16 protein-coding genes are annotated in these 20,418 nt (G+C 68.1%); 10 read left to right on the top strand and 6 right to left on the bottom strand.

Annotation, left to right across the window (positions count from 1 at the left end; all coding sequences use genetic code 11):
- Nucleotides 1-4 precede the first annotated feature (4 nt).
- The 3 genes from AC5P9I_RS17355 to AC5P9I_RS17345 all read right to left on the bottom strand — a co-directional run bounded on the left by AC5P9I_RS17355 (nt 5) and on the right by AC5P9I_RS17345 (nt 2,697).
- Entirely contained in the window at nt 5-1,414 is a 1,410-nt protein-coding gene (locus AC5P9I_RS17355; RefSeq protein WP_130767948.1) for a Y-family DNA polymerase, read from the bottom strand.
- 9 nt (nt 1,415-1,423) lie between these two features.
- Nucleotides 1,424-2,038 (bottom strand): translesion DNA synthesis-associated protein ImuA, encoded by a 615-nt coding sequence (gene imuA / locus AC5P9I_RS17350; RefSeq protein WP_053462936.1) that lies wholly within the window; start codon nt 2,036-2,038, stop codon nt 1,424-1,426.
- A gap of 224 nt (nt 2,039-2,262) precedes the next feature.
- Nucleotides 2,263-2,697, bottom strand: coding sequence for a VOC family protein (locus tag AC5P9I_RS17345; protein WP_049469314.1), 435 nt, complete (start codon nt 2,695-2,697; stop codon nt 2,263-2,265).
- A 337-nt stretch (nt 2,698-3,034) separates the two neighbouring features.
- Here AC5P9I_RS17345 and AC5P9I_RS17340 point away from each other — a divergent pair, with 337 nt between their 5' ends.
- Nucleotides 3,035-5,830 (top strand): beta-glucosidase family protein, encoded by a 2,796-nt coding sequence (locus AC5P9I_RS17340; RefSeq protein WP_080355580.1) that lies wholly within the window; start codon nt 3,035-3,037, stop codon nt 5,828-5,830.
- A gap of 99 nt (nt 5,831-5,929) precedes the next feature.
- On the opposite strand, the gene AC5P9I_RS17335 is transcribed toward AC5P9I_RS17340, so the two are convergent.
- Nucleotides 5,930-6,826: a LysR family transcriptional regulator gene (locus tag AC5P9I_RS17335; protein ID WP_049465131.1), complete on the bottom strand. Its 897-nt coding sequence runs from the start codon at nt 6,824-6,826 to the stop codon at nt 5,930-5,932.
- Between the two features lie 105 nt (nt 6,827-6,931).
- Between AC5P9I_RS17335 and AC5P9I_RS17330 the strand changes: the two genes are divergently transcribed.
- The 3 genes from AC5P9I_RS17330 (at nt 6,932) to AC5P9I_RS17320 (ending at nt 10,809) form a co-directional block, all read left to right on the top strand.
- Nucleotides 6,932-8,290 (top strand): MFS transporter, encoded by a 1,359-nt coding sequence (locus AC5P9I_RS17330; RefSeq protein WP_049465132.1) that lies wholly within the window; start codon nt 6,932-6,934, stop codon nt 8,288-8,290.
- Entirely contained in the window at nt 8,290-8,676 is a 387-nt protein-coding gene (locus AC5P9I_RS17325) for a DUF4440 domain-containing protein (RefSeq protein WP_049465133.1), read from the top strand. The genes AC5P9I_RS17330 and AC5P9I_RS17325 overlap by 1 nt, the downstream gene beginning before the upstream one ends.
- A gap of 222 nt (nt 8,677-8,898) precedes the next feature.
- On the top strand, nt 8,899-10,809 hold the full coding sequence (locus tag AC5P9I_RS17320; RefSeq protein WP_049465134.1) for a CocE/NonD family hydrolase: 1,911 nt from the start codon (nt 8,899-8,901) through the stop codon (nt 10,807-10,809).
- Nucleotides 10,810-10,928: 119 nt separating this feature from the next.
- Here the strand turns inward: AC5P9I_RS17320 and AC5P9I_RS17315 are convergent, their stop codons facing one another.
- Nucleotides 10,929-11,882: a helix-turn-helix transcriptional regulator gene (locus AC5P9I_RS17315; RefSeq protein WP_049465136.1), complete on the bottom strand. Its 954-nt coding sequence runs from the start codon at nt 11,880-11,882 to the stop codon at nt 10,929-10,931.
- Between the two features lie 180 nt (nt 11,883-12,062).
- Nucleotides 12,063-13,157: an alkene reductase gene (locus AC5P9I_RS17310; RefSeq protein ID WP_049465139.1), complete on the bottom strand. Its 1,095-nt coding sequence runs from the start codon at nt 13,155-13,157 to the stop codon at nt 12,063-12,065.
- A 172-nt stretch (nt 13,158-13,329) separates the two neighbouring features.
- Between AC5P9I_RS17310 and AC5P9I_RS17305 the strand changes: the two genes are divergently transcribed.
- The 6 genes from AC5P9I_RS17305 to dld all read left to right on the top strand — a co-directional run bounded on the left by AC5P9I_RS17305 (nt 13,330) and on the right by dld (nt 20,211).
- Entirely contained in the window at nt 13,330-14,088 is a 759-nt protein-coding gene (locus AC5P9I_RS17305; RefSeq protein ID WP_049465141.1) for an SDR family NAD(P)-dependent oxidoreductase, read from the top strand.
- 129 nt (nt 14,089-14,217) lie between these two features.
- Nucleotides 14,218-14,670, top strand: coding sequence for an MgtC/SapB family protein (locus AC5P9I_RS17300; protein WP_049445899.1), 453 nt, complete (start codon nt 14,218-14,220; stop codon nt 14,668-14,670).
- Between the two features lie 223 nt (nt 14,671-14,893).
- Nucleotides 14,894-16,552 carry an L-lactate permease gene (lldP, locus tag AC5P9I_RS17295; RefSeq protein WP_049465144.1) on the top strand — a complete coding sequence of 553 codons (1,659 nt, stop codon included), beginning with the start codon at nt 14,894-14,896 and terminating at the stop codon, nt 16,550-16,552.
- Between the two features lie 53 nt (nt 16,553-16,605).
- Nucleotides 16,606-17,370 (top strand): transcriptional regulator LldR, encoded by a 765-nt coding sequence (gene lldR, locus AC5P9I_RS17290; RefSeq protein WP_049465168.1) that lies wholly within the window; start codon nt 16,606-16,608, stop codon nt 17,368-17,370.
- 4 nt (nt 17,371-17,374) lie between these two features.
- Nucleotides 17,375-18,514: an FMN-dependent L-lactate dehydrogenase LldD gene (gene lldD, locus AC5P9I_RS17285; protein ID WP_049465145.1), complete on the top strand. Its 1,140-nt coding sequence runs from the start codon at nt 17,375-17,377 to the stop codon at nt 18,512-18,514.
- On the top strand, nt 18,511-20,211 hold the full coding sequence (gene dld, locus AC5P9I_RS17280) for a D-lactate dehydrogenase (protein WP_049465148.1): 1,701 nt from the start codon (nt 18,511-18,513) through the stop codon (nt 20,209-20,211). Before lldD ends, dld begins: the two co-directional genes overlap by 4 nt.
- Nucleotides 20,212-20,418 lie beyond the last annotated feature (207 nt).

Raw genomic sequence — 20,418 nt, 5'->3', positions numbered from 1 at the left:
CGGCTCAGCCGAACCAGCCGTGCAGCATCCACGGCGCATGCGGATCGTTGCGCTCACGGAAGGCCCATCCGCGCTGGCCGTGTGCGGTTTCCACCACGTAGTAGTCGCGGCGCGCGTCGGCCTGGTCCCACCAGCCCGATTCGATCCGCTCCGGCCCGGCGACGATGCGCAGGCGCGGGTCGCGCAGCGGTTGCGGGGTGTCCAGCAGCCAGCCGGGGCGCAGCGGCCAGTACGACGGAAGCTTGGCCGCGGGCTGGGTGCCACTGGCGCGTTCGGGGCGATGGTCGGCCTGCACCGCCAGCGGCTGCACGGCGTCATCGCCCAGCCGCGCACGCAGGCGCTCGCGCAGCTGGTTCCAGGGCATCGCCTGCGCCGGCCGGGTATCGAACAGGTCGCGCGCGGCCGGTACGAACGGCGGCAACTGCTCGGCCTGCAGGCGCAGTGCGCGGCTGCCGGCCGGCAGGGTGAAAGCCTCCATGCGGTTGCGTGCGATCTCGAACAGCAGCGCGGGATCGCGCTCGGGCGCCAGCAGGCCGATGGTCAGCACGCTGGCCGGCAGCAGGTCATGCTCGAACTGCAGGTCGAAGCGCTGCACGCCGCCATCGCGCGAACACAGGAACGCGGCCAGGTCCAGCAGCAGGCGGCGCAGCGGGAACAACAGGGCCTGGCTGGATTCGATTTCGTACTCGAATTCGATGCGTGCATCGAAACGGTCCGGTGGCTGGTAGTAGCGCAGGGGCGCGGTGGGTCGCCCACGCAATGCATCCAGCTGCTGCAGCACGTCCGGTGCGAAGCGCCGGGCCAGGCTGTCGCGCGGCAGTTCAAGTGCCGCGCCCAGCGTGCGCAGGCCGGAACGGCCAAGCACGGTGACCGCTTCGCTGGGCAGGCCGCAGCGCGGCAAGGGCAGCTGCGCCAGTGCCGCCGGCAGCTGCTGCGCATCGATGCCGAGGCCATCGTGGACGTTGGCCAGCACGCGCGCGGCATGCGGAGTAGGCGCCGCCACCAGCCGGTGGCGGAAACCAAGTTCGTGCAGTTCGCCGCGCAGCCGCTGCTGGATCGTCAACCAGTCACCGAACAGGGCGCGGCTGGCACCGATCTCCATGACCAGCGCGTGCGGGAAATCGAGGCTGACCTGCGAACTGTAGGCGTAGGCCCAGCTGGCCAGCAGCTGGCGGGTGTGCTGTTCGGCGTTGGGATCGTAATCGTGCAGGTGCATGTCCTGCACCAGCACCTGCGCGGCCGACAGCAGCATGCCCGGGCGCAGCCCTGCTGCGCGCGCGGCCGGGCTGACCGCACGCAGCACGCGGCGCTGCGCTGGGCCCTGCAGCAGCACCAGTGGCCGCTGCGGGTCTGGCTGCAGGCGCAGCACGCTGTCCAGCGCCAGCTGCGGCAACAACACGCAGGCCCAGTGCATGGCGCGGCCTCAGTGGGCGATGGCCAGCGGCAACGGCTGCGCGGGTGGCAGGCCGCCACGGCACTTCAGCACCCGTACCTGGCCGTGGTCGAGCTGCAGGCGCAGGCTGGCCGGGGAGGGATTGCGCGCCGCCTGTGCCTCGCGGAACACGAAGCCCAGGCACTGGCCGCTGTCGGCGGCCACCTGCAGCCGGCGCAGGGCACGGTCGTCGGCCTGGTGTGGCCAGCACAGCACCGCCGCGCAGGCGGCAGAGCGCAGGCATTGTTCGGCCGCCCACAGCGCCTGCTTCGGCGCAGCGTGGATGACCTGCAGCTGGGCCAGGTCCAGCCCGGCCGCAGCCCAGGCCGGGGCATGCGGGCGATGGGGGGGCGCGACCAGCACGATCGGGCGGTCGCGCTGGCTCAGCCTGGCCAGCGCCGGCCAGACCAGTGCCAGTTCGCCAACGCCCGGCGCCGCCTGCAGCACCTCGCACAGCCCGCTGGCCGGCCAGCCGCCGCCGGGCAGGCGTGCGTCCAGCGCCGGGTGGCCGCTGGCCAGGTGGTCGCTGGCCGGCCCCTGGCGGGCCGGGCCGCGCCACAACTGGCGGCCGTCCAGCAGCCGGTCGAGGGCGACGACGGCGCCCATCAGCCGATCCTCCAGGGGAGGCGCCGGGCAGGCTGGGAGCGACGGGAGCGGGCGGAAACGGCGGGCATGGCGCGAGTATCGACGGGCCGGTATCAGGGGCTGAGACCGGACATGCTACTCGCCCTGTGAGTAGAATTACTAATGAAATCGGAGGGGCGGGTTTCAGGTTGCTGAAGGGGTAAAGCATCCACGCATGGTGGGGTCTGCTGTGCTGTGGCGCCCCCTCAGCGCCCCTGCGGGTCCGGCCGGTGATGCACGTATTCGACCACGGTGCCATCGGGATGCACGGCGTTGAACGCCGCCCCGGTCGGGACCACCTGCAACGGGAAGATGATCTCGGCGCCGGCGGCGACCAGCTTGTCGTGATAGGGCCGAACGTCATCGACCAACAGTGTCCCCGTGGTCGAGGTGAACGGGGCCAGTGCCGCCTGGCTGCCTTCGATCAGCAGGAAGGCGCCGACCATGGCCAGGCGCAGCCCGGCGTCCGGGAACGGGAAGCCCGCATCGGCCACCACGCCCTGCAACTGCTCGTAGAACGCCACGCTGCGTTCCAGCTCGCCCGGAGCCACGAACACCCGGATCAGCACGCGCGGTGCGCGCTGGCTGGAGGTGTCACAGCGGTCGCGCCAGAGATGGTCGAAGTCGCGATGTACGTTCATGGGCTCGATTCGTGGCCAGGGACCTGCATTATCGGCAGCCCTGCGCGGCCCGCTGATGACCGCCAGTGATGGCCTGATAACTGCGGGCCAGGTTGCCCCTGTGACTTAGGTCCTGTTGACAGGTGTGAACGCCCTCGCACAATCTTCACAGGATTGGGTCGCCCTGCGCGGCCCGGGCAGGCAGGTTGTCACGCCGGGAGGAGGGTCCCGCGCGCAGACCGGCCCGTCCTCCGGCCTGTGGGGCGCTGCCTGGCAACCCCTGCGCGGCATGAACGCTGCACCCTTCGGCGGCACTTTCCCTGGACCGATTGCCTTGGCAACGGAATTACGCCTGCCGATGAAAACGTTTACAAAGCCGCTCGCACTGTCTCTGGCCCTGTCTGCCGCACTGGCCGTCCCAGCCTGGGCCGACCCTGCGGCGTTTACCGTACTGACCCTGGAACAGGCACCGGATGCGACGGCGATGCCGGCCCTGGCCGCGCAGTTGAAGACCCTGCAGGTGGACGCGGTGAGCGTGCGCCAGGTACAGCGCGGCATCGGCCAGGTCGATCCGCTGCAGGTGCTGGCCGATGGCCTGGGCTATGAATACCGCTTCATCGCCGCCGGCAAGGACGATGGCCAGACCCAGCGCGGCCAGGCCGTGCTGACCCGGCTGCCGATCGCCGCCGAGTCCGGTCCCGACCAGCCGGGCCTGAACTACCTGCGTCTGGACGATGGGCGCCACACCGTGGCGGTCTACACCGATGCTGGCGCAGGTGCGGCGCAGCTGCCGGCGCTGGTCACGCGTTCGCGGCTGGGCGCCCCGGCGGTGCTGCTCGGCGCGGTGGCCGGTGAATCGGCCAAGGCCGCAGGTTTCGATCCGGCGCGTGTCGCGCTGGAGGCCGATGCCAGCTATTTCAGCGACGGTTTCCAGGCCGCCAGCAGCGCACCGTTCAAGGTGGCAGGCAGCACCCTGCGCGCCACCCTGCTGACCCTGGCCTATGCCGCCGACAAGCACGGCGAAAAGCCATGGATGGACACCACCCTCAACGCCGATGCGCGCGCTGCGCTGCTGCTGAAGGCGATGACCGAGGACGAGAAGTTCCAGATGCTGCACAGCTACTTCGGGCTGGGCAAGGATGGTGGCCCGCTGCCGGAAGGTGCGGTCGGTTCGGCCGGCTTCGTGCCGGGCGTCCCGCGGTTGGGCATTCCGTCGCAGCAGTCGGCCGATGCCGGTGTCGGCGTGACCAATCCGGGGGGCATCCGCCCGGGCGACTTCGCCACGGCAATGCCATCGGGCCCGTCCACTGCATCGAGCTGGAACCGCGAAGTTGCCTTCGCCGGTGGCGCGACGATGGGCCGCGAGGCGTGGCAGCAGCGTTTCAACATCCTGCTGTCGGGCAGCGTCAACCTGCAGCGCGACCCGCGCAACGGCCGCAACTTCGAATATGCCGGTGAGGATCCGCTGCTGGCCGGCTCGATGGTCGGCGCGCTGATCCAGGGCGTGCAGAGCCAGCACGTGATCTCCTCGATGAAGCACTTCGCGCTGAACGACATGGAGACCCGGCGCAACTTCCACGACGTGCGCATCGGCGAACAGGCCATGCACGAGTCGGACCTGCTGGCGTTCGAGATCGCGCTGGACGCCGGCCGCCCGGGCGTGGCGATGTGCTCGTACAACAAGATCAACGGCACCTACGGCTGCGAGAACGGCTACCTGATGAACCAGGTGCTGAAGCAGGAATGGAAGTTCCCCGGTTTCGTGATGTCCGACTGGGGCGGCGTGCACAGTGGCTCGAAGGCAGCGCTGGCTGGCCTGGACCAGCAGTCGGCCGGTGAAGTGTTCGACGCGGCGGTGTTCTTTGATGAGCCGCTGCGCCTGGCCGTGCATGGCGGCGTGGTGCCGCAGGCGCGCCTGAACGACATGGTGGCGCGCATCCTGCGCACGATGTTCCTGCATGGCAACTTCGACAACCCGCCGCAGCACCAGAAGGTGGATGCCGAGGCCGGCTTCGCCGTTGCGCAGCGCACGGTGGAAGAGGGCAGCGTGCTGCTGCGCAATGAGGGCAACGTGTTGCCGCTGGCCGACAGCGTGAAGCGCATCGTCATCATCGGCGGCCATGCCGACAAGGGCGTGATCGGTGGTGGTGGTTCGTCGATGGTGGGCGTGACTGCCAAGGGCACCAACGCGGTGCCGGGCGTGATGCCGACCACCTGGCCGGGCCCGGTGATCTTCCATCCGTCCTCGCCGCTGGAATCGCTGCGTGCGGCGCGCCCGGACGCGACCATTGAATATGTGGACGGGACCGATGCCGCGGCTGCCGCCAAGGCCGCCGCGCAGGCCGACGTGGCCATCGTGTTCGCGACCCAGTGGGCGGCCGAATCGGTGGACCTGCCGGACATGCAGCTGCCGGACAACCAGGACGCACTGATCTCGGCGGTGGCCAAGGCCAACCCGAAGACGGTGCTGGTGCTGGAAACCAACGGCCCGGTGCGCACGCCGTGGCTGGCGCAGGTGCCGGCGATGCTGCAGGCCTGGTACCCGGGCATCCGCGGTGGCGAAGGCATCGCCGCGCTGCTGACCGGCCAGGTCAATCCGTCGGGTCGCCTGCCAGTGACCTGGGTGACGGACGAGTCGCAGCTGCCGCGCCCGCATATCGATGGCCTGGGCTTCAAGCCGGCCAAGCCGTTCGGTGATGTGTTCGATTTCGATATCGAAGGTGCCAACGTCGGCTACAAGTGGATGGCGGCCAAGGGTCTGACCCCGACCTTCGCCTTTGGCCATGGCCTGTCCTACACCTCGTTCGCCTATGACAACCTGAAGGTGAGCGTGGAAGGTTCGCGCCTGGTCGCCAGCGTCGACATCCGCAACACCGGCAAGCGCGCCGGTGCCGACGTGGCCCAGCTGTACCTGAAGCTGCCGGCCGGCAGCACCACGCCGATCCGCCTGATCGGCTACGACAAGGTGACCCTGCAGCCGGGCGAACAGCGCCGCATCCGCATCGAAGCCGAGCCGAAGACGCTGGCCCACTACGATGCACAGGCGCGCCAGTGGAAGATCGACGGTGGCACCTACCAGGTGCAGCTGTCGCGCAACGCCGCCGAACCGCTGCAGACGGTGGACGTGCAGCTGGTGGAGCAGGTGTTGCGCTGATGCATGAAGGCACGGCCCGCACAGGGCCGTGCCTGAAAAAGGGGACGGAGGGGATTAAGTCGTTTATGCATAAACGACTTAATCCCCTCCGTCCCCTTTTCATATGGCGAACCACCTGCGCAGGAAATCGATCAGCTGCCGCACCTTCGGTGAGGGCTGCGTGCTGTGCGGGTAGACCGCATACACGCTCTGCTGCGGGAAGCGGTGCTGGCACAGCACCGGGCGCAGGCGGTCCTGGGCCAGGTCGTCCTCGATCAGCCAACGTGGCAGCACGGTGACTCCGGCGCCGGCCACGGCGAAGGCGCGCAGGCTGCTGGCGCCATCCACGCGCACCACGGCATTGCCCGGATGAGTGGCGAACAGCGCGTCGCTGCCATCGGGGGCAACCACCGGCACGTCGGCCAGGCGTGGGTAGCCCAGGCGGGGCAGGGTACCCAGCTGCACGGGGTCATCGGCCGCATCGGCCGAGGGCAGGCGTGCCAGCAGGGACGGAGCCGCCACCGCACACAGTGGATGGCGCTCCAGTTCGCTGGCGTGCAGCCCTGAATCCGGCAGGCGGCCGAGGCGGATCGCCAGGTCGAAACGCTCGGGAATCAGGTCCGCTGGCGCTGGAGAAGTTGAAAGGTGCAGCTGCAGGGCCGGGTGCCGCGCACGGAACGCCTCCAACGCGGGAATCAGGCGTAGCTGCGCGTACTCCGGCGTGGTGGTCAGGCGCAGCACACCCTGCAGCTGGTGCTGGTCGCGGCGCGCGGCATCGATCGCTGCCTGTGCGGCGTCCAACGCCTGCACGCAGTGCTGCAGGAACTGCTCGCCGGCCTCGGTCAGGGCCAGGTGGCGGGTACTGCGCAGCAGCAGGGTCACGCCCAGCTCCTGTTCCAGCCGTTTCAGGTTGAAGCTGACCACCGCGCGGCTGAGGCCGAGGCGATCGGCCGCAGCGGTCAGGCTGCCGGCCTCGACCACGGCGCGGAAGATATCGAAGCGGTCGAGGCTGACCATCGCGGCTCACTGTCAAAATGGTTTTGACAGTGTTGCAGCTGCCGTCGTGTTTTTCCAACAAGACCCACACGGCATGCTGCTCGCTTCCCCGCTGGAGCGCCGCCGATGCCGTCCCCCCGCCTGCGCCACGAGGCGATCTTCCTGCTGGTGTTCGCCCTGGATCTGGTCAACATGTTCATCGCCACGGTGGCCTATCCGGCATTGGCAGCGGAACTGCACGCCGAGGTCAGCACCCTGGCCTGGGTGGGCACCGCCTATATGCTGGGCCTGAGCGTGGTGATTCCGCTGGCGCCCTGGCTGGCTGCGCGCTGCGGCGAGCGTCGCTTGCTGCTGGTGGCGTTGCTGTTGTTCGCGGTTGCCGCTGCGCTGGCTGGCGCAGCGCCAGGGATCGGCTGGCTGCTCGGCTGGCGCCTGCTGCAGGGATTGGCCGGTGGCCTGCTGATTCCCGTGGCGCAGGCTGCGGCGTACCGGCACTGCACGCCCGACCAGCGTGGCGCGCTGACCCGGCGCATCCTGCTGGTGGCGCTGCTGGTGCCGGCACTGGCGCCCGCGCTTGGCGGGTTGCTGGTGCAGTGGCTGTCCTGGCGCGGCGTGCTCTGGGCCAGCCTGCCGTTGGCGGTGGTGGCGATCGGGCTGGTGCTGGCGTGGATGCCGGCCGACGGCACGCGCAGTGCACCGCGCCTGCAGGCCTATGCGCTGTCCACCGCGATGCTGGCGCTGGGCGCGCTGCTGCTGGCGCTGACCTGGCTGGGGGAGTCCGGACATCGCGGCGCAGGTGCCGTGTTGCTGCTGGTCGCACTGCTGCTGGCGGCGGCCCACCTGCAGCATGCACGTCGGCAGGTACAACCGCTGCTGCGCTGGTCACTGCTGTCCCATCGCGGGCTGCGCCTGGCGATGCTGGTGTATCTGGCCGTACCCGGCGTGTTCATCGGCAGCCAGCTGGTCAGTACCCTGCAGCTGCACCAGGCCGGTTACAGCGCCGCACGCATCGGCGCGCTGATGCTGCCGTGGGCGCTGGCCTCGGCCGTGGCGATCACGGCCAGCAAACAGCTGCTGGCCCGCCTCGGTCCGGCCACGGTACTGCGCGTGGGCATGCTGCTGCAGGCCAGTGGGCTGCTGTTGATGGCGCTGCTGCCGCCGCCCGCCTTCGCATCGGCCGCGCTGTTGTTCGCGCTGATGGGCGCTGGCGGCAGCCTGTGCAGCAGTACCGCGCAGACGCTGGCCTTCCAGGGCGTGGAGGGCGAGGCGCTGGGTGATGCCAGCGCTCTCTGGAATCTCAATCGCCAGCTCAGCTTCTGCCTGGGCACCGCGGCCATCGCGCTGCTGCTGGCACTGGCCATGCAATGGCTGCCGGCCCACGCCACCCGCGTGGCGCTGGGGCTGGCCGCCCTGCTGACCCTGCTGCCGATGGCATTGCTGCGCAGGTCGCAGAGGATCACCTTTTCGCAACCGGAGAACACCTGATGGAAACCACCGCAGAACATGAAATCCACCACCTGCATGACAAGCTGCAGGCCTGGTTCCGTGCCGACGTCGGCACCGACGCGCTGGGTGATCTGATGGCGCATTTCTGCGCGGACTTCAGCATGGCCGGCATCGCCGGGCGCCGATTGGATCGGCAGGCCGTGCAGGCGTTGTTCGCCAGTGGTCACGGCGCGCGCCCCGGGCTGCGGATTTCCATCGACGCCGTGCAGGCGGTGGATGCGCCGTTGCCGCTGGCGGTGCTGCGCTATCGCGAAGGGCATTCGATCGATGATGGCCAGCCCGCGTGGCGCGAATCGCTGGCGGTGCTGAGGCAGGAAGAGGGTCGCTGGCGCTGGCTGGCGCTGCACGAGGTGGTGGTGGCCTGACCGGGTAGTGTCGGCCGCTGGCCGGCAACTTCATGCGCCCCGGGGCGCGTTACGTGGTTGCCGGCCAGCGCCCGGCACTACCGTCGCCGGCGAGCGCAGCGGCACCGCAGGCACATGTGCCATCAGTCCTGCCTGCATCCACCGCAGAATGCAAAGCCTGCACACACTTCACGGCGCAGGGCAGGAGTAGGCTTGGAGCTTTCCTGCCGGGAGGGGTTGTCCATGCGTGTGCGTGCCGTCGCTGTAGCCATTGCCCTTTGCCTGTCCAGCACCGTGCTGGCCGCCGATACCCCGCCGATGACCCCGGACATCAGCGGAAAGCCCTTCGTTGCTCCCGATGTCGGTCGTGACTACGACAAGCGCGTGGTGATGGTGCCGATGCGTGATGGCACCAGGCTGTATACGGTGATCGTGGTGCCCAAGGGCGCCCACAATGCGCCGATCCTGCTGACCCGCACCCCCTACGATGCCGCCGGCCGCGCCAGCCGCAGCGATTCGCCGCGCATGCGCGACCTGCTGCCGCAGGGCGACGAGGTGTTCGTCGACGGCGGTTACATCCGCGTGTTCCAGGACATCCGCGGCAAGTACGGCTCCGAAGGCGATTACGTGATGACCCGGCCGCTGCGCGGGCCGTTGAACAACACGAAGGTGGACCACGCCACCGACGCCTGGGACACCATCGACTGGCTGGTGAAGAACGTGCCGGAAAGCAATGGCAAGGTCGGCATGCTCGGCTCGTCCTACGAGGGCTTCACCGTGGTGATGGCGCTGACCGACCCGCACCCGGCACTGAAGGTGGCCGCACCGCAGAGCCCGATGGTCGATGGCTGGATGGGTGACGACTGGCTCAACTACGGTGCGTTCCGGCAGGTCAATTTCAACTACTTCGCAATGCAGACCGAGAAGCGCGGCAAGGGCACGCCGCTGCCCAGCCTGGGCTACGACGACTACAGCACTTTCCTGCGCCTCGGTTCGGCCGGCGACTACGCGCGTTTCACCGGCGTGGACCAGCTGACCTGGTGGAAGAAGCTGGTTGAGCATCCGGCCTATGACGGCTTCTGGCAGGGCCAGGCGCTGGACGCGGTGATGGCGAAGACGCCGCTGAAGGTACCGACCCTGTGGCTGCAGGGCCTGTGGGACCAGGAAGACATGTGGGGCGCCAACCACGCCTACCAGGCGATGGAAGGGCGCGACAGCGGCAACAATCGCAATTACCTGGTGATGGGCCCGTGGCGGCACAGCCAGGTGAACTACAGCGGCAGCGAACTGGGCGCGCTGAAGTTCGATGGCGATACCGCGCTGCAGTTCCGTCGCGATGTGCTCAAGCCGTTCTTCGACCAGTACCTGGTGGACGGTGCACCGAAGGCCGACACGCCGCCGGTGCTGATCTACAACACCGGCGAAAACCACTGGGACCGCCTGAAAGGGTGGCCGCGCAGCTGCGACAAGGGCTGTGCCGCCAGCAGCAAGCCGCTCTATCTGCGTGCCGGCGGCAAGCTGGCGTTCCAGGCGCCAGCGGCGGGCGAGGGCGACTTCGAGGAATACGTGTCCGACCCGGCCAAGCCGGTGCCGTTCGTGCCGCGCCCGATCCGCTTCGGCGACCGCGACATGTGGACCACCTGGCTGGTCAAGGACCAGCGCTTTGTCGATGGCCGCCCGGACGTGTTGACCTTCATCACCGAACCGCTGACGGCGCCGCTGCGCATCGGCGGCGCACCGGTGGTTCACCTGCAGGCCTCGACCAGTGGCACCGACAGCGACTGGGTGGTGAAGCTGATCGATGTGTACCCGGACCAGGAAGCGTCGACGCCGGAGATGGGGGGCTACGAGCTGCCCGTGTCGCTGGCGATCTTCCGTGGCCGCTACCGCGAGAGCTTCAGCGAACCCAAGCCGCTGGCGGCGAACCAGGTGCTGCCGTACCGCTTCGATCTGCCCAACGCCAACCACACCTTCCAGAAGGGGCATCGGGTGATGGTGCAGGTGCAGTCCAGCCTGTTCCCGCTGTATGACCGCAATCCGCAGACCTACGTGCCCAACCTCTACCTGGCCAAGCCAGGCGATTACCAGAAGGCCACGCAGCGGGTGTGGCACAGCGCGGCGCAGGCCAGCTACATCGATCTGCCGGTGTATTGAGGCGGAGAGGATGACGCCGGGCATGGCCCGGCAGCACGTGGTAGTGCCGGCCGCTGGCCGGCATCCGCGACGGTGCCGGAGCGTGTCGACCCAGGTCGGCACCTGCCGGCGACAGGCTCTCACCCCACCTTCGAGGGACCGGTGCGCCATCGGCTGGGCACCAGGCCGAAGCGCTTGCGGAACGCGGCGGCGAAGTTGCTGGGGTGGCGGTAGCCGCTGGCGGCGGCGGCCTGTTCGACGGTCCATCCGTTTTCGCGCAGGCCCTGTTCGGCGTGGCGCATGCGCTGCTCGTGCAGATAATCGAACACCGAGCTTCCATACTGCTGGGCAAAATGGCGGCGCAGTGAGCTGGGGCTCATGCAGGCCAGCCGGGCCAGCTCGACGAGGCTGTGGGCATGGCTGGGGTCGTCATGCAGGTAGCTGCGCACGCGTTCCAGGCGCTCGCGCTGGCCGGCGCGCAGCGTGCGCACCGGGTCGGCCTGCAGGTCCTCCGCCTGCAGGCCGAGCGCCAGCAGCTGCAGTGCCACGCCCTCGCGCCACAAGGCATCGATGCCGTCCTGCCACGGGCGGTCGAACAACTGGCCCAGCACTGGCAACATCGCGTGTGGAATGGCCCAGTGGCGGCATTCCAGGTGCGTGTCGAGCGCCTTTTCCAGCAGTGGCATCCGGAAAACTTCCGCATCGACTCCCGCCGGCACGATCACGCTGACCCCGCGCATGCGCGTCTGGCCGGGGTGCGCGCCGGTCATCTCGATCTGGTCGCGATGCTGGGCGGTCATCGCGGTACCGGCACGCAGGGTGAATGCACCGCGTCGCGGGATACGCACGTCGACCTGCCCCTGCAGCATCACGCGGATGGCAAGCCCGGGACGCTGCTGCGCAGTAGCCACATAGGGGAACCGGTTATGCACGTCAGAGGCGATCAGGCTCATGCCACCGCGCATGAACTGTTCGTTGACCTCGCCGCGACCGGCCCACTGGTCCTCGCGCAGGTGTTCCGGATCCGCGCGGTAATCGAAGCCATGGCGCTGGCCGAAACGGCGGTAATCGGCAAAGGTGAAATATCGGGACATCGCTCGGCGCTCGGCAAGGAAAACGGGGCGTCGGTGCACGCTCGCCCTTCGCGTGACATCGCGTTATTTTCGCTGCTGCTGCCGCCTCGATGAGGGGCGGGGTGGCCAAAAGCAGGGATCCAAACGGCCAAACTGCCCGCTCCGGTGCCTGCCCGGAACCGGGCAGGCACCGCATTGAACTCAGCGGTCCAACGGTGGGTAATCGGTATAGCCGTGTTCGCCGCCGCCGTACAGCGTGTCCGCATCCAGCTCGGCCAACGGCGCACCGGTACGCAAGCGCGCGACCAGATCCGGATTGGCGATGAAGGGTCGGCCGAAGGCGACCATGTCGGCGTAGCCGCTGGCTATGGCTTCGCCGGCGCGTGCGGCATCGTAGCCGTTGTTGGCGATCCACTGGCCGCGGAAGCGAGCGCGCAAGCCCGCATAGTCGAACGCGATATTGTCACGGTCGCCTCCGGTGGCGCCTTCGATGACATGGATGAAGGCCAGCCCGTCAATCGCGTCCAGGCGTTCCACCGCACGATTGAACAGCGGCTGCGGGTCGCTGTCGTGCGCGTCGTTGACCGGCGTGACCGGCGACAGGCGCACGCCGGTACGGCCCGGGCCGATGGCATCGGCTACTGCACTGACCACTTCAAACAGCAGGCGCGTGCGGTTCTCGATGCTGCCGCCGTAGGCATCGTCACGATGGTTGCTGCCGTCGCGCAGGAACTGGTCGATCAGGTAGCCATTGGCCGCGTGCACTTCCACGCCATCGAAACCGGCGTCGATCGCATTGCGGGCGGCAGTCCGGAAGTCCTCGATGAGCGCCGGGATCTCTTCGATGCCCAGCGCGCGGGGCTCGGATACATCTTCGAAACCGTTGGCGGTGAAGGTCTTGCCCTGGGCACGGATCGCGCTGGGCGCCACCGGCACTTCACCTTCCGGCAGCAGGCTGGTGTGGGAAATGCGGCCCACGTGCCAGAGCTGCAGCACGATGCGTCCGCCCTCGGCGTGCACTGCATCGGTGACCGTTTTCCAGGTGGCGACCTGGTCACGGCTGTAGATGCCCGGGGTGTCCAGATAGCCCTGGCCGAGCGGACTGACCTGCGTGGCCTCGGCGATGATCAGGCCGGCGCTGGCACGCTGCCGGTAATAGGTGACCGCCAGCGGTGAGGGCACGCGGTCGGGCAGGGCACGGTTGCGCGTCAGGGGCGCCATCGCGATGCGGTTGGCTACGGCGATATCACCGAGGCGGGTGGGCGTGAACAGCAGGTCGGCGGCAGGGGTCGTCATCGGGAATTCCATGGGGAGGAGATGCGTGACCTGAGCATAGGCGCGAACGCGTTGCAGCGATGGGAAGGATCGTTGCAGGCCCTGTATATGCCACGGTCGTAACACGTCGGGGCGTAGCGTGCTGGCCAGGCGGGTGCATTCCGCTTCGATTGACAACACGTGGAGAACACAGATGATCGATTACCAGCTCACCGGCAAGACCGCGATCGTGACCGGCGGCGTCTCCGGCATCGGCCTTGCGGTGGCGCAGACACTGGCGGCGTCCGGTGCCCGGATCTCGGTCTGGGACCTCAAGCAGGATGCGGTGGATGCCACTGTCGCGCAGTTGCAGGCGCACGGCGGACAGGCGATCGGCGTGGCGCTGGACGTCACCGATGACGCGGCGGTGGAGGCCGCAGTGCAGCGTACGGTGAAGGAGCTCGGCGGCGTGCATATCGCGGTCAACAACGCCGGCATCAGCGGGCCTGCAGCCAGCAGTGGCGACTATCCGGTCGATGGCTGGCAGCGCGTGATCGACGTGAACCTGACCAGTGTCTTCCTGTGCCAGCGCGCGCAGATCCAGGCCATGCGTGCGGCCGGCAGCGGCGGCAGCATCATCAACATGGCTTCGATCCTGGGCCAGGTGGGCTATGCCGGCTCCACTGCCTATGTGGCCGCCAAGCACGGCGTGGTCGGGCTGACCCAGACCGCTGCCTGGGAACATGCCGCAGACGGCATCCGTGTCAACGCGGTGGGCCCGGGGTTCATCAGCACGCCGCTGCTGGAGAAGATGGACCCGAAGGTGCGCGCCACCCTGGAGGGTCGCCACGCATTGAAGCGGCTGGGCACGGCGGAGGAAGTGGCGGCGCTGGTGGCTTGGCTGGCCAGCGACGATGCGTCGTTCGCGACCGGCACGTACTACGCCATCGATGGCGGCTACCTGGCGCAATGAGCGCGTGCGGTCAGCAGATCCACGCAGGGCGTGGATGAGGACGTGCGGTGAAGAGGGCGTGCCATCGTCTTCACTCCCGCCCTACGACCGCCGAGCAAGGCTCCGGGAAAAACACCCGGAGCCTGACCCATGGAACTTACCCAGGATGTCTCGATCCTGCTGCGCGTCGCGACCGCGATGCTGTTCGGCGGCGTGCTTGGCGTCGAGCGCGAGATGGGCAAGCACGCCGCTGGCCTGCGCACGCACATGCTGATCGCGGGGGCCGCCGCGTTGATCGTCGGCCTCGGTGATTCGGTGGCCGAGCATTTCCAGCAGGAGCGCTATCGCGACCTGCTGCAGGTTGATCCGGTGCGTCTGATCGAGGCGGTGGTGGCCTGTGTTGGTTTCGTGGCCGCCGGCACCATCCTGCGCGGCTCACGCGAGGACCAGGTCAGCGGCCTGACCACGGCCAGCTCGCTGATCATGGCCGCGGCCATCGGGATTGCGGTGGGGATCAGCAAGTACGTGATCGCCATCGGCGTGAGCGTGCTGTGCGTGCTGGTGCTGGCGGTGATGCGGCGGTTGGAGAAGCGGATTTCATAAGGAAGCTCGAGTTGCCGGCCGGCGGCCGGCACTACCAGGGTGCTGCTAATGGTAGGACCAATATAATATGTAACCTTATGGTCTAATAGGCTCTTCATCGGAGTGGCGGTTAAATCCGTCGCACGTGGTCTGATCGGATTCATTATTGGTAGTACCAATAATCGCCAGCCACGGCCATCCACCGCCTGCGGTGGGTACATTCCGCCTCCAGTCGAGAGTCTTCATGCAGCCCTGGCAACACCTGTACGACCCCGCCGGCAACCTGTGGTTGTCCAGCCTGATCGCGCTGCTGCCGATCGCGTTCTTCTTCGTTGCCCTGGCCGTGCTGCGCATGAAGGGCTGGTTGGCCGGCACGATCACCGTGGCCATCGCGCTTGGCGTGGCCCTGTTGTTCTACCGCATGCCGTTGCCCCAGGCGCTGGGTGCGGCCGGCTTCGGCTTCGTCTACGGACTGTGGCCGATCGCCTGGATCATCATCGGCGCGGTGTTCCTCTACAAGGTCTCGGTCAAGACCGGACAGTTCGACATCATCCGCGCTTCGATCCTGTCGGTGACCGAAGACCAGCGCCTGCAGATGCTGATGGTCGGCTTCGCGTTCGGTGCCTTCCTGGAAGGGGCGGCTGGTTTCGGTGCGCCGGTGGCGATCACCGCAGCATTGCTGGTCGGGCTGGGTTTCAAGCCGCTGTACGCCGCTGGCTTGTGCCTGATCGTCAACACCGCGCCGGTGGCGTTCGGCGCGATGGGCATCCCGATCATCGTGGCCGGGCAGGTGACCGGCCTGGACGCATTCGAGATCGGCCAGATGGCCGGCCGCCAGCTGCCGTTCCTGACCGTCATCGTGCTGTTCTGGATCATGACGATCATGGATGGCTGGCGTGGCATCAAGGAAACCTGGCCGGCGGTGCTGGTGGCCGGCGGCTCGTTCGCCCTCGCGCAGTACCTGACCTCGAACTTCATCGGCCCGGAGCTGCCGGACATCACCGCGTCGCTGGCGTCACTGGTGTGCCTGACCCTGTTCCTGCGCCGCTGGAAGCCGGTACGGATCTTCCGCTTCGATACCGAAACCAGCGCCGAGGCGGCTGCACAGGCACTGGAGGCACCGCGCTACAGCGTCGGCCAGATCGCCAAGGCGTGGTCGCCGTTCCTGATCCTCACCGCGATGGTCACGTTGTGGAGCATCAAGCCGTTCAAGTCGCTGTTCGCGGCGGGCGGCCCGCTGGAAAGCTGGGTGCTGAAGCTCCCGGTGCCGGGCCTGGACCAGAGGGTGCAGAAGATGCCGCCGATCGTGGACGCGCCGCTCAGCTATGAGGCGGTCTACAAATTCGACTGGTTCTCGGCCACCGGGACCTCGATCCTCCTTGCGGCGGTGATCGCGATCATCGCGCTGCGCATGCCGGCCCGATCGGCGCTGAAGACCTTCGGTGAAACCGTACGTGAGCTGCGCATGCCGATCTACTCCATCGGCATGGTGCTGGCCTTCGCCTTCATCGCCAACTATTCGGGCCTGTCGGCGACGTTGGCACTGGCATTGGCGCATACCGGCGACGCCTTCCCGTTCTTCTCGCCGTTCCTGGGCTGGCTGGGCGTGTTCCTGACCGGTTCGGACACCTCGTCCAATGCGCTGTTCTCGGCGCTGCAGGCCACCACCGCGCAGCAGATCGGCGTGTCCGACGTGCTGCTGGTGGCGGCCAATACCACCGGCGGGGTCACCGGCAAGATGATCTCGCCGCAGTCGATCGCCATTGCCTGCGCGGCGGTCGGCCTGGCCGGCAAGGAGTCGGACCTGTTCCGCTTCACCGTCAGGCACAGCCTGGTCTTCACCACCATGGTCGGCCTGATCACCCTGGCCCAGGCCTACTGGCTGACCTGGATGATTCCCTGAGCCATGCCGTGCGCTCTGACCCCCTGCTGCACGCTTCGGGCCACAATGGCGCCATGAGCACGCAACGTATTTCGGACAGGGTGGCCGCGCAGCTGCGCGGCCTGGTGCAGGAGCAGGGGCTGCGGCCGGGCGACCGGTTGCCGGCCGAGCGCACCCTGGCGGTGCAGCTGGGCGTCTCGCGCACCGCGCTGCGCGAGGCCATTGCGCAGCTGGCCAGCCAGGGCCTGTTGACCGCACGGGTCGGTGGCGGCACTTACGTGGCCGAACCGGCGGCGCGCGCGCGGCAGGCGCTTGATGAGCCGCTGGCACCGTACCTGCCGCTGTTCCAGGGCGACCCGGAATACCGTTTCGACGTGCTGGAGATCCGCCACGCGCTGGAAGGTGCCACGGCCTGGCATGCGGCGCTGCGAGCCACCGATGAGGACCGTACGCGCATCGCGCAGGCCTTCCAGACCATGATGGACGCGCACGGCAAGGACGACCCCACCGGTGAAGCGGAGGCCGACGCGGCCTTCCACCTGTCCATTGCCGAGGCCTCGCACAATCTGGTGCTGCTGCAGGTGATGCGCGGGCTGTTCGAGCTGCTGCAGACCAACATCTCGCAGAGCCGCGAAAAGCTCTACACCTCGGCACGGACCTTCTCGCCATTGTCCGACCAGCACCGCGAAATGATGGACGCGGTGCTGGCCGGCGACCCCGAACGCGCGCGCGCCGCCGCGCATGCCCACCTCGAGTTCGTGCACACCACGCTGCGCACCCTCGATGACAACGAAGCCCGGCGTGCGCGGGCCTCGCGCCTGCCTTCCCCACACGGTTGACCCCATGATCATCTCCGCCTCCACCGATTACCGTGCTGCGGCCGAACGCCGGCTGCCGCCGTTCCTGTTCCACTACATCGATGGCGGCGCGTATGCCGAGCACACGCTGAAGCGCAACGTTTCCGACCTGTCCGACATCGCGCTGCGCCAGCGCATCCTGCGCAACATGTCCGACCTGAGCCTGGAAACCGAGCTGTTCGGCGAGAAACTGGCGATGCCGGTGGCGCTGGCGCCGGTCGGCCTGACCGGCATGTACGCCCGGCGCGGCGAAGTGCAGGCGGCGCGCGCGGCCGACAGCCGCGGCATCCCGTTCACCCTGTCCACGGTGTCGGTGTGCCCGATCGAGGAGGTGGCACCGGCGATCCAGCGGCCGATGTGGTTCCAGCTGTACGTGCTGCGCGATCGCGGCTTCATGCGCAATGCGCTGGAGCGGGCAAAGGCTGCGGGCGTGACCACGCTGGTGTTCACAGTGGACATGCCGGTGCCGGGCGCGCGCTACCGCGATGCCCATTCGGGCATGAGCGGCCCGAACGCCTCGCTGCGCCGCATCGGCCAGGCCATCACCCATCCGCACTGGGCGTGGGACGTCGGCCTGTTCGGCCGCCCGCATGATCTGGGCAACATCTCCACCTACCGTGGCAACCCGACCGGGCTGGAGGACTACATCGGCTGGCTGGGCAGCAACTTCGATCCGTCCATTTCGTGGAAGGACCTGGAGTGGATCCGCGAGTTCTGGAACGGCCCGATGGTGATCAAGGGCATCCTCGACCCGGATGATGCGCGCGATGCGGTCAGGTTCGGTGCCGATGGCATCGTGGTGTCCAACCACGGTGGCCGCCAGCTGGATGGGGTGCTGTCCACCGCACGTGCATTGCCGGCCATTGCCGATGCGGTGCAGGGCGACCTGAAGATCCTTGCCGATTCGGGCATCCGCACCGGCCTGGACGTGGTGCGCATGCTGGCGCTGGGGGCCGATACCGTGCTGCTGGGCCGTGCCTTCGTCTATGCACTGGCCGCCCAGGGCGAGGCCGGCGTGGCCAACCTGCTGGACCTGATCGCCAAGGAGATGCGCGTGGCGATGACACTGACCGGCGCGCGCCGCATCGCCGACATCGGCCGCGATCTGCTGGTCAGCCTGCCATGAGTGGCCACGATGCCCTGCTGGCGCAGTTGCGCGACGCGGTGGGCAGCCGCCATGTATTGACCGGCGACAAGGCCACGCGCCGCTTCCGCCGTGGCTACCGCTTCGGCGACGGCCCGGTGTTGGCGGTGGTGCGCCCGGGCACGTTGCTGGAACTGTGGCGTGTGCTGCAGGCGGCTGTGCAAGGCGGCGCGGCGATCATCCTGCAGGCAGCCAACACCGGCCTGACCGGTGGCTCGACCCCGGACGGCGATGACTATGGCCGGCCGATCGTGCTGGTCAGCACGCTGCGCCTGACCGGCATCCAGCTGTTGAACGAAGGCCGCCAGGTGCTGTGCCTGCCCGGTGCGACACTCGACCGCCTGGAGCAGACCCTGGCGCCGCTGGGCCGCGAACCGCATTCGGTGATCGGCTCGTCCTGCATCGGCGCCTCGGTGCTGGGTGGCATCTGCAACAACTCCGGTGGCGCGCTGGTGCGACGTGGCCCGGCCTACACCGAGCTGGCGCTGTATGCGCAAGTCGATGCGCAGGGCCAGCTGCAGCTGGTCAACCATCTGGGCATCGCGCTGGGTGAGACGCCCGAGCAGATCCTGCAGCGCCTGCAGGCCGGTGACTACTCGGCTGCCGACGTGGGTGACGGCGATGGCCGCGCCGCCTCCGATCCACGCTATGCCGAGGACGTGCGCCGGGTTGATGCCGATACGCCGGCGCGTTTCAACGCCGACCCCAGCCGCCACTTCGAAGCGGCCGGTTCGGCCGGCAAGCTGGCGGTGTTCGCGGTGCGCCTGGATACCTTCGAAAAGGAGGCTGCCGAGGTCTTCTACATCGGTAGCAACCGCACCGACAGCCTCACGGCGATCCGGCGCCAGCTGCTGACCGGCTTCGAGCGGCTGCCGATTGCCGGTGAGTACATCCACCGCGATGCGTATGACATCGGCGAGCGCTACGGCAAGGACAGCTTCCTGCTGATCGACCGCCTGGGCACTGCGCGCGTGCCGGCCGCGTTCGCACTGAAGAGCTGGGTCGATGGCTGGTTCGAACGGTTGGGCCTGCGCGGGGTCACCGACCGGGTGATGCAGGGGCTGACCGGCCTGCTGCCCTCGCACCTGCCCAAGCGCATGGGTGAGTTCCGCCAGCGCTATGAGCACCACTTGTTGCTGAAGGTCTCTGCGCAGGACGCAGCACAGACCGAAGCGTGGTTGCGCGACTTCTTCGCCGCGCACGAGGGAGGCTATTTCCACTGCACGGCGGAGGAGGGGCGCAAGGCTTTCCTGCACCGCTTCGCCGTGGCCGGTGCGGCGGTGCGCTACCGCGAAGTGCATCGCGCGCAGGTGCAGGACATAGTGGCGCTGGACATCGCGCTGCGCCGCGATGACGCCGACTGGTTCGAGCAGTTGCCGGCCGATCTCGACGGCCGCCTGCTGCACAAGCTCTACTACGGCCACTTCCTGTGCCACGTGTTCCACCAGGACTACATCGCGCGCAAGGGCGAGGACCCGATGGCGATCGAGCATGCAATGTGGGCGCTGCTGGACCAGCGTGGCGCCGAATATCCGGCCGAACACAATGTCGGCCACCTGTACCCGGCCAAGCCGGCGCTGGCGGGGTTCTACCGGCAGCTGGACCCGAGCAATACGTTCAACCCCGGTATCGGCCAGACCTCGAAAGCGAAGGGCTGGGGTGGCTGCGACTGCGGATGATGTAGAGCCGAGCCTATGCTCGGCTGCTCGTCCGGACAGACAGCAGTCGAGCATGGCTCGACTCCACACAGGTGATGGCGGGCAGCGGTTACCATCGCAATCCCAGCCTGTTCCGCTTCAGCAGCGGGGCATTCCACCCCGACCAGGCGCTGCCGGACTGCGGGGTATACCGAGCCATGAGCTGTAGCGCCGAGCCTGCGCTCGGCT

The organism is Stenotrophomonas sp. YJH_SMC_29, from assembly GCF_059371235.1.
Note: the sequence above shows the minus strand (reverse complement) of the source record. Positions and strands in the feature narration are given on the sequence as shown.

Excerpts from the sequence above, each read along its gene's own strand:
- imuA (WP_053462936.1), bottom strand. The coding sequence starts at position 2,038 with ATGGGCGCCGTCGTCGCCCTCGACCGGCTGCTGGACGGCCGCCAGTTG.
- AC5P9I_RS17330 (WP_049465132.1), top strand. The coding sequence starts at position 6,932 with ATGCCGTCCCCCCGCCTGCGCCACGAGGCGATCTTCCTGCTGGTGTTC.
- lldP (WP_049465144.1), top strand. The coding sequence starts at position 14,894 with ATGCAGCCCTGGCAACACCTGTACGACCCCGCCGGCAACCTGTGGTTG.
- lldR (WP_049465168.1), top strand. The coding sequence starts at position 16,606 with ATGAGCACGCAACGTATTTCGGACAGGGTGGCCGCGCAGCTGCGCGGC.
- AC5P9I_RS17335 (WP_049465131.1), bottom strand. The coding sequence starts at position 6,826 with ATGGTCAGCCTCGACCGCTTCGATATCTTCCGCGCCGTGGTCGAGGCC.
- AC5P9I_RS17315 (WP_049465136.1), bottom strand. The coding sequence starts at position 11,882 with ATGTCCCGATATTTCACCTTTGCCGATTACCGCCGTTTCGGCCAGCGC.
- AC5P9I_RS17340 (WP_080355580.1), top strand. The coding sequence starts at position 3,035 with ATGAAAACGTTTACAAAGCCGCTCGCACTGTCTCTGGCCCTGTCTGCC.
- lldD (WP_049465145.1), top strand. The coding sequence starts at position 17,375 with ATGATCATCTCCGCCTCCACCGATTACCGTGCTGCGGCCGAACGCCGG.
- AC5P9I_RS17320 (WP_049465134.1), top strand. The coding sequence starts at position 8,899 with ATGCGTGTGCGTGCCGTCGCTGTAGCCATTGCCCTTTGCCTGTCCAGC.
- AC5P9I_RS17310 (WP_049465139.1), bottom strand. The coding sequence starts at position 13,157 with ATGACGACCCCTGCCGCCGACCTGCTGTTCACGCCCACCCGCCTCGGT.
- AC5P9I_RS17325 (WP_049465133.1), top strand. The coding sequence starts at position 8,290 with ATGGAAACCACCGCAGAACATGAAATCCACCACCTGCATGACAAGCTG.
- AC5P9I_RS17345 (WP_049469314.1), bottom strand. The coding sequence starts at position 2,697 with ATGAACGTACATCGCGACTTCGACCATCTCTGGCGCGACCGCTGTGAC.
- dld (WP_049465148.1), top strand. The coding sequence starts at position 18,511 with ATGAGTGGCCACGATGCCCTGCTGGCGCAGTTGCGCGACGCGGTGGGC.
- AC5P9I_RS17355 (WP_130767948.1), bottom strand. The coding sequence starts at position 1,414 with ATGCACTGGGCCTGCGTGTTGTTGCCGCAGCTGGCGCTGGACAGCGTG.
- AC5P9I_RS17305 (WP_049465141.1), top strand. The coding sequence starts at position 13,330 with ATGATCGATTACCAGCTCACCGGCAAGACCGCGATCGTGACCGGCGGC.
- AC5P9I_RS17300 (WP_049445899.1), top strand. The coding sequence starts at position 14,218 with ATGGAACTTACCCAGGATGTCTCGATCCTGCTGCGCGTCGCGACCGCG.